This is a genomic window from Actinomadura chokoriensis (assembly GCF_041463665.1).
Lineage (GTDB): Bacteria > Actinomycetota > Actinomycetes > Streptosporangiales > Streptosporangiaceae > Spirillospora > Spirillospora chokoriensis_A.
In genome coordinates this window covers 398,607-410,745 of record NZ_JAXCEJ010000002.1, presented here as the reverse complement: position 1 = coordinate 410,745, position 12,139 = coordinate 398,607, and the positions used below count along the sequence as shown (strand labels likewise).

The 12,139-nt window shown below is 70.8% G+C and carries 14 protein-coding genes and 1 other RNA gene; 6 read left to right on the top strand and 9 right to left on the bottom strand.

Features of this window, described 5'->3' with window-relative positions:
- Nucleotides 1–36 precede the first annotated feature (36 nt).
- Nucleotides 37–771: a maleylpyruvate isomerase family mycothiol-dependent enzyme gene (locus SM418_RS05345; protein WP_371939437.1), complete on the top strand. Its 735-nt coding sequence runs from the start codon at nt 37–39 to the stop codon at nt 769–771.
- Between the two features lie 13 nt (nt 772–784).
- On the opposite strand, the gene SM418_RS05340 is transcribed toward SM418_RS05345, so the two are convergent.
- From SM418_RS05340 to SM418_RS05325, 4 genes are all read right to left on the bottom strand, one after another.
- Nucleotides 785–1,420, bottom strand: a complete 636-nt coding sequence (locus SM418_RS05340) for a DUF1361 domain-containing protein (RefSeq protein ID WP_371939435.1) — start codon at nt 1,418–1,420, stop codon at nt 785–787.
- A gap of 127 nt (nt 1,421–1,547) precedes the next feature.
- The gene (locus SM418_RS05335) at nt 1,548–1,946 is read right to left on the bottom strand and encodes a hypothetical protein (RefSeq protein WP_371939434.1); all 399 of its coding nucleotides are present in this window, start codon (nt 1,944–1,946) and stop codon (nt 1,548–1,550) included.
- 49 nt (nt 1,947–1,995) lie between these two features.
- On the bottom strand, nt 1,996–2,340 hold the full coding sequence (locus tag SM418_RS05330) for a DUF6191 domain-containing protein (protein WP_371939433.1): 345 nt from the start codon (nt 2,338–2,340) through the stop codon (nt 1,996–1,998).
- Between the two features lie 45 nt (nt 2,341–2,385).
- On the bottom strand, nt 2,386–2,916 hold the full coding sequence (locus SM418_RS05325) for a pyridoxamine 5'-phosphate oxidase family protein (protein WP_371939432.1): 531 nt from the start codon (nt 2,914–2,916) through the stop codon (nt 2,386–2,388).
- Nucleotides 2,917–3,029: 113 nt separating this feature from the next.
- Here SM418_RS05325 and SM418_RS05320 point away from each other — a divergent pair, with 113 nt between their 5' ends.
- The 4 genes from SM418_RS05320 to rnpB all read left to right on the top strand — a co-directional run bounded on the left by SM418_RS05320 (nt 3,030) and on the right by rnpB (nt 6,231).
- Nucleotides 3,030–3,851, top strand: coding sequence for a Nif3-like dinuclear metal center hexameric protein (locus SM418_RS05320; RefSeq protein ID WP_371939431.1), 822 nt, complete (start codon nt 3,030–3,032; stop codon nt 3,849–3,851).
- Nucleotides 3,848–4,591, top strand: coding sequence for a zinc ribbon domain-containing protein (locus SM418_RS05315; protein ID WP_371939430.1), 744 nt, complete (start codon nt 3,848–3,850; stop codon nt 4,589–4,591). The genes SM418_RS05320 and SM418_RS05315 overlap by 4 nt, the downstream gene beginning before the upstream one ends.
- The gene (locus SM418_RS05310) at nt 4,588–5,712 is read left to right on the top strand and encodes a bifunctional RNase H/acid phosphatase (protein ID WP_371939429.1); all 1,125 of its coding nucleotides are present in this window, start codon (nt 4,588–4,590) and stop codon (nt 5,710–5,712) included. The genes SM418_RS05315 and SM418_RS05310 overlap by 4 nt, the downstream gene beginning before the upstream one ends.
- 122 nt (nt 5,713–5,834) lie before the next feature.
- Nucleotides 5,835–6,231: RNase P RNA component class A (gene rnpB, locus SM418_RS05305), an RNA gene on the top strand.
- Nucleotides 6,232–6,446: 215 nt separating this feature from the next.
- Here the strand turns inward: rnpB and SM418_RS05300 are convergent.
- Nucleotides 6,447–6,956 (bottom strand): hypothetical protein, encoded by a 510-nt coding sequence (locus tag SM418_RS05300; RefSeq protein ID WP_371939428.1) that lies wholly within the window; start codon nt 6,954–6,956, stop codon nt 6,447–6,449.
- 577 nt (nt 6,957–7,533) lie between these two features.
- On the opposite strand from SM418_RS05300, the gene SM418_RS05295 reads away from it, so the two are divergent.
- Nucleotides 7,534–8,502, top strand: coding sequence for a LysR family transcriptional regulator (locus SM418_RS05295; RefSeq protein ID WP_371939427.1), 969 nt, complete (start codon nt 7,534–7,536; stop codon nt 8,500–8,502).
- A gap of 221 nt (nt 8,503–8,723) precedes the next feature.
- Here SM418_RS05295 and SM418_RS05290 read toward each other — a convergent pair whose 3' ends face one another.
- From SM418_RS05290 to SM418_RS05275, 4 genes are read right to left on the bottom strand one after another with little or no spacing between them, the layout of a single operon-like run.
- A complete protein-coding gene (locus SM418_RS05290) occupies nt 8,724–9,398 on the bottom strand; it encodes a response regulator (protein WP_371939426.1) in 675 nt (224 codons plus the stop codon).
- Nucleotides 9,395–10,516 carry a sensor histidine kinase gene (locus tag SM418_RS05285; protein ID WP_371939424.1) on the bottom strand — a complete coding sequence of 374 codons (1,122 nt, stop codon included), beginning with the start codon at nt 10,514–10,516 and terminating at the stop codon, nt 9,395–9,397. The genes SM418_RS05290 and SM418_RS05285 overlap by 4 nt, the downstream gene beginning before the upstream one ends.
- Nucleotides 10,513–11,232, bottom strand: coding sequence for a hypothetical protein (locus tag SM418_RS05280; RefSeq protein WP_371939423.1), 720 nt, complete (start codon nt 11,230–11,232; stop codon nt 10,513–10,515). The genes SM418_RS05285 and SM418_RS05280 overlap by 4 nt, the downstream gene beginning before the upstream one ends.
- A complete protein-coding gene (locus tag SM418_RS05275) occupies nt 11,229–11,948 on the bottom strand; it encodes an ABC transporter ATP-binding protein (protein WP_371939422.1) in 720 nt (239 codons plus the stop codon). Before SM418_RS05275 ends, SM418_RS05280 begins: the two co-directional genes overlap by 4 nt.
- Nucleotides 11,949–12,139 lie beyond the last annotated feature (191 nt).

Here is a 12,139-nt window from a genome sequence, read left to right as displayed (position 1 = left end):
CAGAGTAAACCGAATGGGATTCGGTATCGTGGCGGCATGGCGGATGTCTTCGACGACCTGAACGCGGAGTACCACCAGCTGGACGCGACACTTGCGTCCCTGACCCCGGAGCAGTGGGCGCACCCCTCCGGCGCCGAGGGGTGGACCGTCTCCGACGTCGTCCTGCACCTCGCGCAGACCAACGAAGTGATCACCAAACCGTCCATCGCCGAGGGCACGCCCTTCCTCTCGTCCGGCGCCGAGACGGTGGACGGCGTGGTCGACGGCATGGTCGCCGCCGAGCGCGGCATGCCGCCGGCCGACCTGCTGGCGCGCTGGCGCACGGCCGCCTTCGCCACCGTGAACGTCCTGCGCGCCCAGCCGCCGGGCACGCGCCTGTCCTGGGTGAGGACGCCCCTGTCTCCCCGCACGCTCGCCACGACGAGGATCGCCGAGCACTGGGCCCACGCCCAGGACATCGTCGTCCCGCTGGGCATCCCCTACCCCGACACGGACCGGATCCGGCACATCGCCTGGCTGGCCCACCGCTCGCTGCCCTACGCCTTCTCCGTCGAGGGCCTCCCGGACGCCCCCGTGTTCTGCGACCTCAGCGCCCCGGACGGCGCGCACTGGACGTTCGGCGACCCTGCGGCGCCCTCCCGGATCACCGGCCCGGCCGCCGAGTTCTGCCGCGTGGGCGCCCGCCGCGTGGCCCCCGGCGAGACCACGCTGACCGCCGACGGCCCGCGCGCCGCCGACGCCCTCCGCGTCCTGCGCAACTACGCCGCCTGAGGGCCCCTCCGGGTCAGGACGTGAGCGTGGCGTGCAGGCGGCGGGCGCTCCTCAGCGTGGCGTCGAACGAGGCGTCGGCGATGGCCTTCGTCATGAAATGGCACGCCCAGGTCACCAGGAAGGTGGCGAGGATCAGCACCGGCGCCCACGTCCAGGTCAGGTGGACGACGATCCGCTCGATGGTGGCGCCCGGGTCGACGACGGGCTCCCAGCTGTTCAGCCGGGCCCAGCGGCCGAGGAAGACTCCGATCGCGCAGAGGGCGTGCGCCGCCACGGTGACCCGGCCGGTCCAGGCGCCGAGGCCGAGCCGGGTGAGGTGGCGGGTCGCGGCTGACAGGGCCAGGTGGTAGGCGAGGAAACCCGACCCGACGAGCAGCGCGTACACGGGCAGGATCGCGGTCACCACCGGGCCGCCGCGGTCGGCGAGCATGATGTCGTGACGCAGATGGACCAGGTCGGTGACGACATAGGGCGCGTTCGGCAGGAACAGGATGAAAAGCATGAGACCCGCCCACCAGAACGGCGACCGGGAAAGGCGGTGACCGCGGAAGAGCAGGAAGGCGAGACCGACCGGAATCCAGGCCAGTAACGTGTTCCAGCCCATCCACCAGGCGTCGCGGCGGAGGACGTCGACAAGGTTCGGTGCCACCTGCTCAAGAATCCCCATGGGTCCATGGTGCATGAGTCGGCGTCCATTGGGCGGAGATGAAAGACGCTGACGCGGTGGGGAGAGCCCGTCCAGTTTTCGAAACCTGGTCACCGCCCAGGGGGCGGGCTCACAGCTTCGGGGTGAAGGGGCGGCGGTGGGCCGGATCGTCGGGCTCGGCGAGGCCGCGCAGGGCCGTCTCGACGAGTTCCACGGCCCGCAGGACGGCGACCAGGCGGGCGCCCTCGCGGCGGTAGGCCTCCAGGACGGACTCGACGCCGTGCGGCGGGACGGCGTCGCCGAGGTCGACGCGGGCGGTGCGGAAGCCCTCGCGGGCCGCCTCGACGGACGCCCTCACGTGCTGGCGGGCCATCCGGGCGAGGGCGATGGGGTAGCGGCGGAGGACTCCGTAGCGTCGGTACTCGGGCGGGACGAGCTCGAGCAGCCAGCCGAGGGCGGTGTCCTCGAAACGGTCGGTGCCCGGTGGGTGCACCTGCGAGGGCCAGCCGGGCGGGACGTAGGTGCTCACGAGGGCAGGATAACCGGTAATCGAACCTATGTTCGATACAAATCGGACACTATTCGTCGGGCCGGTGGCGCCGGATCCGGATCTTGCCGGAGTCGAGATCGTCGCGGGAGGCGCCGCTCCCGGTCTGCTCGTGGTCGTCCTGGCGCAGCAGCTTCTGCCGCTCCTGCTCCTCGACCTTGACCTTCTTGGAGCCCTCGAACGCCGACGCGAGATCCTCGAACATGCCGCCGCCGAAGCCCGCGCCGGTCTCTCCGTCGCCGCGGATGGCCCCCATTAGGGACGACTTGCCCGTCCCCTCGCGGGGCCACTCGACGATCTCCGGCTCGGCCGCCTCGGGGCGGTTGCCCATCGGACGGCCCTTGACGCGCTTGCGGCGCCGAAAGGGTGACTTCACACAGGCTCCAACGCGATGAGTCTCCAGATTGATCCCAGCGGACATTCAGGTCGTGAACGACCACCGGGTGGGAGAACCGGTGAAATCTCCCTGGCGGAGCCCGAACACCGACTGTGGCCGCACCGCGACGGTGGCGTTCACCTCCGGGTCCAGGAAGTCGACACGATAGCGGGTGGCGTACTTGGAGTTGACCAGGTCGATGAACCGCTGAAGATCCTTGGCCTCGGTGACGATCTCGGCTCGCCCCTCGATGACGACCGGGTTCTCGGCCTCCTCGGTGGTCACCACGACCTGCGGGTTCGCCCGCAGGTTCACCATCTTGCGGGACGGGACGGCGCTGCTGAACAGCAGTGCCTCGCCCGACCATGCGCCCCACACGGGCATGGCGTGCGGACGTCCGTCCGGCCGCACCGTGCACACCCAGAAGTTGCGCGCCGCGCGCAACCGTTCCACGGCCCACGACCATGGCAGCAGCCCACTGCCCTCGTCCGGTCCCTGGATGCCGTACCCGGGCATGTAAGGACGTTCCGCAACGGGTCCGACGGGCTCCGGTTCGGCGGCGCCGGTGGCCGACATGGCGTTCTCCCCTCCATCGTGCACTGTCCCGTCCATATCGTTACAGACCGCGGCGCTCCGTGGTGACGCTCGGTGGCTCGTTGGGAGCGGCTCGGCGCGGTAGCCTGCGGGACGTGCGCCTATCCCATGTCATCACGGTTCTGGAGGAGCTGTACCCGCCCGGGTGGGCGGAGCCCTGGGACGCCGTCGGCCTGGTCTGCGGCGACCCCGACCAGGAGGTCGGACGGGTCCTGTTCGCGGTCGACCCGGTCGTGGCCGTGATCGACGAGGCGCTGGAGTGGGAGGCCGACCTGGTGGTCACGCACCATCCGCTGCTGCTGCGCGGGGTGCACTCGGTCGCCGCCACCACCCCCAAGGGACGGCTGATCCACCGGATGATCACTAACGGGGTCGCGCTGCACACCGCGCACACCAATGCCGACCGGGCCGATCCCGGGGTCTCGGACGCACTGGCGCGGGCGGTCGGCCTCACCGGCGAGCTGCGCCCGATGGTCCCCGCCGACGACGATCCGCGCCGCGGCCTCGGCCGGATCGGGGAACTGGACGAGCCCGTCACGCTGCGGGAGTTCACGAAGCGGGCCGCCGCCGGGCTGCCGGCCACCGCCTGGGGCGTCCGGGCGGCGGGCGACCCCGAAGCCGTCGTCCGCACCGTCGCCGTCTGCGGCGGAGCCGGCGACTCCCTCCTCGGCACCGCGCAGGCCGCCGGTGTCGACGCCTACCTCACCGCCGACCTGCGGCACCACCCCGCGTCGGAGTTCGCCGAGCACGGCGGGCCCGCCCTGGTGGACGCCGCGCACTGGGCGACCGAATGGCCGTGGCTCGCCGACGCCGAACGCCGGCTGGCCGCGTCCTCCCCGGAAGCGGGCAAGTTGGAGACACGGGTGTCCACGCTCGTCACCGACGCGTGGCGCCTTCACGCAGAAGGAGCATTGTGAAAGCCGCACCGCAAGCCCAGCTTCGCCTGATCGACCTGCAGGATCTCGACAGCTCGCTGGACCGGCTGGCGCACCGCCGCCGGACGCTGCCCGAGCTGGCGGAGATCGAGCGGCTGGAGGGACGCCTGACCGAGCTGCGCGACGCGATCGTCGCGGCCGAGACGGAGGTCGGCGACCTGCAGCGGGAGCAGAAGAAGGCCGAGCAGGACGTCGACCAGGTCCGCACCCGCGCCGACCGCGACCGAACGCGGCTCGACTCCGGGCAGGTGACCTCCGCCAAGGACCTGTCCAGCCTGCAGGCGGAGATCGAGTCGCTGCATCGCCGCCAGTCCGACCTGGAGGAGGTCGTGCTGGAGATCATGGAGCGGACGGAGGCGGCCGAGGGGAAGGTCGCCGCCCTGCGCGCCGACCGTTCCGCCGCGCAGGACGAGCTGTCCGGGCTCACCGGACGGCGCGACACCGCCCAGCGGGAGATCGACGAGGAGGCCGGGACGACCAGTGCCGCCCGCACCGCCGTCGCCAAGGACGTCCCGGACGATCTGCTCGCCCTCTACGAGAAGCTGCGCGGCCAGTTCGGCGGCGTGGGCGCCGCCAAGCTGTTCCGCGGGGCGTGCCAGGGCTGCCATCTGGCCCTCAACACCGTCGACCTGAACAACATCCGGGCCGCCGCCGAGGACGAGGTCGTCCGCTGCGAGGAATGCCGCCGCATCCTCGTCCGCACCCCCGAGTCCGGCCTGTGAACGCAGCCGGCGCGGGACGCGGGGGTTCCCGCAAGCTGGTCGTCGAGGCGGACGGCGGCTCGCGCGGCAACCCCGGACCGGCCGGGTACGGGGCCCTCGTCCGGGACGCGCTGACCGGCGAGGTCCTCGCCGAGGTCGCCGAGTCGATCGGGCACGCCACCAACAACGTGGCCGAGTACCGGGGCCTGATCGCCGGGCTGACGGCCGCCGCCGGGATCGACCCGTCCGCCCGCGTCGAGGTCCGGATGGACTCCAAGCTCGTCGTGGAGCAGATGTCCGGCCGCTGGAAGATCAAGCACCCGGACATGATCCCGCTGGCGCTGGAGGCGAAGGAACTCGCCTCCACGCTGGGCTCGGTGTCCTACGGCTGGATTCCGCGCAACCGGAACGCGCACGCCGACCGGCTCGCGAACGAGGCCATGGACGCCGCCGCCCGCGGCGAGCACTGGACTCGCAAGGTCGAGGAGACACCGGGGGAGCCCGAGCCGCCGCCGCGGCCCCCGTCGTCCACCCCGATGACCACGGTCCTGCTGCGGCACGGCGAGACGCCCCTGTCGGGCGAGAAGCGCTTCGCCGGGATCGGCGACATCCCGCTCACGGCGACCGGCGTCGCCCAGGCCCGCGCCGCCGCCCTCGCCCTGAAGGACCGCGGGCTCGACGCGATCGTCACCTCCCCCCTCGCCCGCTGCCGCGACACCGCCGCCGAGGTCGCCGCCGCCACCGGCCTGGACGTCCGCGTCGAGGACGCCTTCCGGGAGACCGACTTCGGCGATTGGGAGGGCCTCACGTTCGCCGAGGCGGGCAAGGGCTGGCCCGCCGAGATGAGGGCGTGGCTGGCCGACCCCGACGTGGCGCCGCCCGGCGGGGAGAGCTTCGCCCAGGTGTCCCGCCGCGTCCGCACGGCCTTGGACAAGCTCAAGATCCGCTACCGCGAGCAGACGGTGCTGGTGGTCTCGCACGTCACGCCCATCAAGCTCCTGGTGAAGGACGCCCTGGGCGCGCCCATGTCGTCCCTCTACCGGATGCACCTGGAGGTGGCGGCGATCTCGTCCATCGACTGGTACGCCGACGGCCCCGCCACCCTGCGCGGCTTCAACGACGTCCACCACCTTTCCTGCTGACCCCACGGGCGCCGGGGAGGCCCTGACCGTCCTCCCCGGGGCTTCGCGAGGCATCCTTGCGAGGCCCCGCCGACGGGGTGCGTGAGTGCTTTACGCACCCGCTAACCTTGTCGTACGGCGGACGAGCCGGCCGGACGGCCGCGTCGGGGAGCGATCCCCGTCGAGGAAAGTCCGGGCTCCACTGGGCAGGGTGGTCGGTAACGCCGACCCGGGGCGACCCGCGGGACAGTGCCACAGAAAGCAAACCGCCACCGCTTCGCCGGTGGTAAGGGTGAAACGGTGAGGTAAGAGCTCACCAGCGCCCACGGTGACGTGGGCGGCTCGGTAAACCCCACCCGGAGCAAGGTCAAGAAGGGGCCCCGCAAGAGGCCCCGCGCAGGTGCCTGAGGGCGGCCCGCCCGAGCCTGCGGGTAGACCGCTGGAGGCCGTCGGCAACGGCGGCCCGAGATGGATGGCCGTCACCCGCCGCCCCGCAAGGGACGGCGGGCACAGAACCCGGCTTACAGGCCGACTCGTCCGCCTTCTAACAGCCTTCAAAGGGCGTTTTAGGGGCAGATCGCTCAGGGCGCATCGAGCATCGGCTTGAATGCCCGACCCAGCGCGCTACACGCACGGCCAATGGCTTGGGCCGACCAGGTCGACGTTCGTATCATCAGCCTGAACGGGAGGGGCGTCCCCGGTGGTCACATCAAAGCAGGCCAAGACCGCGTCGGTGAGACCAAGAGGCTTAAATCTCAAGTGGCAAAAATTTGAGGAAACCCGCCTCCGCGGCCAACGCAGAGCTCCTCGTCTCGATACAACGACTTATATCGAACTTCGATATAAAGCCGATTTGTGACAAGTTCCCAGAACCAGGCATGTTCCTTCTCGTCGAAATCCTCTATGCGTACGAGAAAATATTGATGTCCGGCCGGTATCAAGCCTCCATGAAACAGGGTGCTCACCTGGGGTTGGATCGGAAATTGGTCGAATATCGCATGATAAGTATCGAGATTCCACTCGCCGAGATGATTTCCATCAAGCTTCACAATGGTTTCGTCGATGACGGCCGGACCCAGGCCGATGTTCGCGATCTTAACGCCGGCCTCAGAGCTTCCGTATTTTGCGACGTGCCGAAGCTGTAGCATCGGTTTCACCGAGTAACGATTATGGGCGCGTGCCGCCCGTGCCTCAAAAATGGAAACGGCGAGCGATAATACTGCGATAAGAATTGCGCACGCCGATACTATGGTCTGATAATTCACTGTCGCCTCTCTCGTGGTGTCGCGAACACGCGTCCAGGCTGCCGCTCTCTTGCGCGCTTCCCCCGGTTTGACCAGCCGAGGCGGCAATCGGTTCCGCCATCGATCGACAGGCTAGACACTGCAAGTGGTGCCGCAACACAACAAAAGATCCAAAAACGAATGAAGCGATACAATCGGCACCCTTAGCCGCTCACCACAACTCGGATTGCATGTGTTTCCTGACGCAAGACGCTTGAATCGAAAGCTGGATGTGTGGCCTGTCCGCCCGGGTCCTGACTGAGCTGCCACGCCGCAGCTCCCCGCTGTCGGCCAACCTTGACGGCCGATCGATCGAGGGCAGCCGGGTGGTCGACTCCCCGGTGTGCTTCACCGATCTCAGATCTTCGACGGCCGCCTGACCGCGCTCCGGATCGCGGGTGCCGAGGTAAACGGTGAAGCCCTGTAGGGCAAGCTGGCGGACGATTTCCCGGCCGATGCCTTTGTTGGCCCGGTGACGAGCGCTACCTCTCGTGCCACGTCGTTCGTGTCCATGCCCCCACTCCAGCCGTCCGAGCGCCCGAAGGCCAGGACCGATCGAATGCCGCTTCATACCCTGGAGGTATGCCCCGATCCGGAGATTCGCGAATTGCGCTACTTCTGCGCGGTCGCCGAGGACCTGAACATCACCCGCGCGGCCGCGCGGCTCGGCATCGCCCAGCCGCCGCTATCCCGAGCCATGCGGCAACTGGAGCGCAGGCTGGGGGTTGCGCTCTTCGATCGCACCGAGCACCGGCTGGCGCTGACCCACGCCGGCGAGACCCTGGTCAAGGAGGCGGCCGTCGTCCTTGGCGCCCTCGACTCTGCGGTACGCCGGACGCAGCGCGCGGGACTGCCCGGCCACAGGCTCGTGGTCACCGCCTACCCAGGAGTGGCCACGGAGTTGCTGCACCTTATCCGCGGGCAGTTCCGCGTGGAGCCGGACGCGCCTGAGATCAAGGTCGTGGTGAGCGGATTCGGTGAGCAGGCCGATATGGTTCGTGACGGGCGTGCGGACGTGGCGATCGCAGCCTGTGTCGACGGCCACGGCCTGGACTCGGAGCTGCTGAGGACCGAACCACGCGTCGCCGCGCTCGCCTCGGGACACGAACCGGCCGAGCGCGATGCCCTCAGTAGCGCCGACCTGGCCGCCGAACCGGCGCCCCGGTACCGTGACTCGACAGTCGTCGACCGCGGCTACTGGCTGGGAAACCCAAATCGACCGGCCGACGGCCCGGATGTGCAGGACAGCGCTCAACTGCTGGAAGTAGTCGCCCTGGGCCAGGCCGTAGCGCTGGTGCCCGCGTCGCTGGCCGCGAGGAATGTCCGGCCCGACGTGACTTACCGCCCGGTGCTCGACGCGGCGCCATACCAGACTCTGGTCCTCTGGCCGTCCGGCAGCCGGTCGCCCTGGATCGCCCGGCTCGTCCGCACAGCACTCGACCTCACGGCGTCCTCCGCTGAGACCCGGCCGCCCGAGCACGGTCGTACCGACGGGCCGGACGCCGACGATTCGTCCAGTCACTCATAGTGACTCCGGGCCACGAGCATTGCTCGTTGCCAGCATCGCCGGGATCGGCGTGCCCGCCCGCCGCATCGGTGATCGGGACGATGAGCAACTGCGCCGCCATCGGTACCCCCCCGTAGCGGCAGCCCGGGGCGACCGACGCGGCTAGCTGCCCGCCCTCGCCCGCGACGGCCAGAGGTCCCGGCGAGGCGGTGGCGTTGGCGAATCGAGCGTTCGGCGATCTTTCAGAGAGGGTCGGGGCGGCGGCCCGGGACGACGATGCCGTGCTCGTAGGCCAGCACCACGGCCTGGACGCGGTCGCGGAGGTGGAGCTTGGCGAACACGCTGCCGACGTGGCTCTTGACGGTGGCCTCGGTCACGACGAGCCGCGCCGCGATCTCCTGGTTCGACAGGCCCTGGGCCACGAGCAGGAGCATCTCCCGCTCGCGCGGGGTCAGCGCGGACAGCAGATCCGGTGACGGCCGGACCGGGTCGGTGCGGCCCGCGTAGTCCTCGATCAGGCGGCGGGTGATCGACGGGGACAGCAGCGCCTCGCCCTGGTGGACGACCTGGATCGCCTCCAGGAGCCGCTCGCGGGGCGCGTCCTTCAGCAGGAATCCCGACGCCCCGGCACGCAGCGCGCCGAACACGTATTCGTCGAGGTCGTAGGTGGTGAGGATCAGCACGCGGGGCGGATGCTCCCTACCGGTGAGGAGGGCGGTGGCCTCGACGCCGTCCATCCGCGGCATCCGGACGTCCATCAGGACGACGTCGGGACGTAGCTCCGCCGCCCGCACGAGGGCCTCGCGGCCGTCCGCGGCCTCGCCGACGACCTCAAGGTCGGCCCGGGTCTGCAGGAACAGCCGGAAACCGATCCGGATCAGTTCCTGGTCGTCGACGATCAGCACCCGGATCGTCACACCGGCCCCCCGATCGGCAGCCGTGCCGCGACCCGGAACCCGCCGCCGGGGGACCGGCCCGCCTCCAGTTCGCCGCCGAGCACCGCGGCCCGCTCCTGCATCCCCACCAGGCCGTGCCCGCCGGGACCCGGCTCGCCGGTTCCCGTCCCGTCGTCGTGCACCCGCACCTCCAGTTCCGTTCCGCCGTAGCTCAGCCGCACCGTGACCAGTGTCGCCCCCGCGTGTTTCAGTGCGTTGGTCAACGCCTCCTCGATGATCCGGTAGGCGGACAACTCCACCCCGCTCGGCAGGTCCAGCGGTTCCCCGGCGATCTCCAGCCGGACCGGCATTCCCGCCGCGCGGTACCCGGCGACCAGTTCGTCCAGGTCTGCCAGGGACGGCTGGGGTCGCGTCTCCGCCGCATGCCGTCCGCGCAGCAGGACGAGGATCCGGCGCAACTCGGCCAGGCTCTGCTCGGCGCTGGTCTCGACCCGCTCCAGTGTCCGCGCGGCCACCTGCGGTTCGCTCTCCAGGACGTCCCGGGCGCCGCGGACCCCGATCAGCATCACCGTCACCGAGTGGGCGACGATGTCGTGCAGCTCGCGGGCGATCGACTCGCGTTCGCGCTGCGCCGCGATCAGGTCGAGCTGTTCCCGCTCGCGTTCGAGGGTGGCGGCCCGTTCCTCCACCGCCTGGACGTAGCGGCGGCGCGTCTGCATGTAGGCGCCCAGCATCCACGCCCCGATCGACACGGGCGGGCTGCAGACGCTGTCGGCTTCCAGGAACACGGCCACCGGCGCCAGCACCGCGAGCGAGACGCGCCGTTCGCGGGTTTCGGCGAGCGACCACAGCGTCACGACGGCCGGCGCTCCTCCGGGCGAGTACCCGGCCGCGGTCACCGCGGCCGCCGCCGCGACCGTCACCGCGGTCACCGCCACACCGAACCGGCGGCGGGCCAAGAGCACGGCGCCGGTGAGGACGGTCACCGCGATCGGCAGGGGGGCGGCCTGGGTCCCGTCGTTGAACAGCAGCCCCACTTCCACGATGGTCGCCGCCACGGCGAGCACGATGTCGAACAGCACCGCGCGGTGCGCGGCCCGCAGGCCCCGCACCGCCCGGATCCTCTCCGCGACGTTCACGCCAGGTCACGCCGTCGTTCGCACTCGACCGCCACCAGCACCACGAGCACCGTCCAGACCGCGAACACCGCGCCGGCCTGTGTGACCGTGAGAGTCGTGTTGTGGGTCCCGCCCGTCATGATGCCCGCCGCGCCGAACGGCGAGAGGTTCGCCTCCCGCTCCCACGCCCCGCCCACCAGGGGCTGCACCACCAGGTCCAGGATCAGCAGGACCACCGCGCCGACGACCGGGCCGCGGATCAGCGCACCGAGCGCCGCGCCCAGCACCGTCGCCAGCACGAGCGCCAGGACGTTGCCCGCCACGACCCCGGCCACCTGCCCGGACGTGAGGTCCGGGCCGGGCTGGTCCGCCAGCAGCGGCAGCGCCACGCCTACCGCGACCGCGTTGATCAGCAGCGCCAGCCCGAGACCCGTCAGCGCGTACGCCGCGATCCGCGCCGCCAGGACGGTTCCGCGGCCGCGCCGGGCCACCAGCGCCGTGGGCGCGGCGGTCCGGTGGCGGTACTCGCCCGCCGCGCCGACCAGGCCCCACAGCAGAAGCAGGACCGGGAGCCCCGACAGCGCCTCCTTCTTCTCCGGCACTTCGTCGAGCGTTCCCGACGCCACGGCGACGAGCACCGCGTTCAGGACGGCGAAAGCCGTCCCCCCGGCCGCGAAACCCCACACGGCACGGGTCGTCACCGACTTGAGCAGTTCCCCTCGAAGCAGGCCGATCATCGCTCCAACCCTCCGGTGAGCTCGAGGAACATGTCCTCCAGCGACTCCACCTCACTGATCGGTCCCTCGTGCAGCAGCCTGCCACGGTCGATGACGACGACGTCGTCGACCGTCTGCGCGGCCTCCGCGAGCAGGTGACTGGACAGCAGCACCGTGCCGCCGTTCGCCGCCCGGTCCCGCAGCATCGTCCGGAGCCAGCGGATCCCCTGCGGGTCCAGCCCGTTGGCCGGCTCGTCCAGCACCAGGATCTCCGGGTCGCCGAGCAGCGCGGCGGCGAGCCCGAGCCGCTGCCGCATCCCCAGCGAGAAGGCGCCGACCCGGCGGCCCGCCGCCGCCGTCAGCTCGGCGACCTCCAGGACCTCCTCGACGCGGTGCCGCGGCAGCCCCGCCGACAGCGCCAGCGCCCGCAGATGCGCGCGGGCCGACCGGGCGGGGTGCGCGCCGCACGGCTCGATGTGGAAGCCGATCCGGCGCGCGTCCGGCGCCATCGAGGCCACCGGCGCCCCCAGCACCGATACCGCGCCCGCGGACGGCCGCGCCAGTCCCACGACCGCCTTCAGCGCCGTGGTCTTGCCCGCGCCGTTCGGGCCGAAGAAGCCCGTCACCGCGCCCGGCCTGACCGTGAACGTCAGATCGTCGACGACCGTGCGCCGGCCGTACCGTTTCGTCAGCCCCTCGACCCTGATCGCCGGGGTGGCCTTCGTCCGTGATGTCATGGCGCCCAGCTTCGGCCGCCCGCGTCTCCCGGTCATCCGACCACGGTCGAAACCCGTTCTCCGACCGCGGCATGACGTCTCCCGGCTGCGGCACGCGACTCCGCGGAATCAGGTCACCGGACACAGAAGGTAAGAAACAAGGCGCTTACCGTCCTGGTAAGAGCTGATCGCCTTGATCGGTGATGCGGCGG

Coding starts and splice junctions, on each gene's coding strand:
- SM418_RS05295 (WP_371939427.1), top strand. CDS start 7,534: ATGCCGCTTCATACCCTGGAGGTATGCCCCGATCCGGAGATTCGCGAA.
- SM418_RS05280 (WP_371939423.1), bottom strand. CDS start 11,232: ATGATCGGCCTGCTTCGAGGGGAACTGCTCAAGTCGGTGACGACCCGT.
- SM418_RS05345 (WP_371939437.1), top strand. CDS start 37: ATGGCGGATGTCTTCGACGACCTGAACGCGGAGTACCACCAGCTGGAC.
- SM418_RS05275 (WP_371939422.1), bottom strand. CDS start 11,948: ATGACATCACGGACGAAGGCCACCCCGGCGATCAGGGTCGAGGGGCTG.
- SM418_RS05325 (WP_371939432.1), bottom strand. CDS start 2,916: ATGTCGGCCACCGGCGCCGCCGAACCGGAGCCCGTCGGACCCGTTGCG.